This window comes from Streptomyces sp. NPDC002889 (genome assembly GCF_042888425.1).
Classification (GTDB): domain Bacteria; phylum Actinomycetota; class Actinomycetes; order Streptomycetales; family Streptomycetaceae; genus Streptomyces.
The window spans coordinates 1-1,517 of record NZ_JBIAPT010000083.1 but is presented as its reverse complement, the minus strand read 5'-3'; the positions used below and the strand labels follow the sequence as shown (position 1 = coordinate 1,517).

1 protein-coding gene is annotated in these 1,517 nt (G+C 66.8%); it reads right to left on the bottom strand.

Annotated features, from left to right (window positions below; translation table 11 throughout):
* On the bottom strand, nucleotides 1–1,517 hold a 1,517-nt coding region (locus ACFYWI_RS38460), incomplete at both ends, for an amino acid adenylation domain-containing protein (RefSeq protein ID WP_389240839.1).

The window sequence follows — 1,517 nt, the reverse complement described above, 5'->3', positions numbered from 1 at the left end:
ACGATGTAGGCGACGAGGCGTTTGTCGCCAGGCCGGTCCTCCCTGGCGATCACCGCGACCTGACCGACGCTCTCGTGCCCGGCCAGCACCGCCTCGATCTCACCCGGCTCCACCCGGAACCCACGGATCTTCACCTGCTCATCCACCCGGCCCGCGAACACCAGCTCACCGTCCGGAGTCCACCGGGCCAGATCCCCCGTCCGATACATCCGCGCACCCGGCCCCACGAACGGACAGGCCACAAACCGCTCCCCGGTCAGACCTGGCCGACCACCATAACCACGCGCCAGCCCGGACCCCGCGACATACAACTCACCATTGACCCCCACAGGCACCGGCCGCAAAAACCCGTCCAGAACATAGACACGCGTGTTGTCCCGAGGACGACCGATCGGCAGAACCACCGGAGCCTCAACACCCGCCTCCACCACAAACGTCGTCGCACACAGCGTCGCCTCCGTCGGCCCGTACATATGCCGCACCACAATCCCCGGGCACGCCTCCCTCACCTGCGCAACCGCACCCGCCGGCACCACATCCCCACCCGTCAGAACCTCCACCAGCCCCGACAGACACCCAGCAGACTCCTCCGCCAGAACACCGAACAGACCCGCCGTCACATGCACCGCAGTCAACTCATGCTCACGAATCAACCCGGCCAGCACACCCGCATCCACCTGCCCCGGCGGAGCGACCACCACCCGGCCACCACTCACCAACGGAACCCACAACTCATACGTCGAAGCATCAAACGCAAACGGCGCATGCATCAGCACCCGACCCCGCGCCGCCTCACTCCAACACCCATCAGAAACCAGAGCAGCCACCGCACCGTGACTGACCTCGACACCCTTCGGCACACCCGTCGAACCCGACGTATACATCACATACGCCACATCCCCGGACGCCACCACCACATCCACAACGTCAGCACCACCAACGCCGGCCAGCAGATCCCCCACCGACACCACACCCGCCGACAGACCCCCAACCTCCCGGTCCGCAACAACCAGCCCCACCCGCTCCAACACCCACCGCGCCCGAGCCACCGGCCACACCGGATCCACCGGCACATAACCCGCACCCGCCTTCGCCACACCCAGCAGCACCGCCACCAGATCCGCCGAACGCCCCATCACCACACCGACCAGATCACCACGACCCACACCACGGGCAACCAGCCCACCCGCCACCCGGCTCGACACCCGGTCCAACTCCGCATACGACCACTCCCGGCCGCCCTCACCCACCACCGCCACCGCACCCGGCGAACGACGCACCTGAGCCGCAAACAACCCCACCAACGAAACACCAGGAACCACACACGACGTGTCATTCCACCCATCCACCACCAGAGACCTCTCGGCCCCCTCCAACACAGCGACCCGACCCACCCGCACCCCCGGATCCGCCACCATCTGCTCCAACACCCACACCACACGCCGCGCCACCGCACACGCAGCCCCCTCCCCAAACACATCCGGCCGATAATCCAGCCAGAACTTCAGCTCATCGGA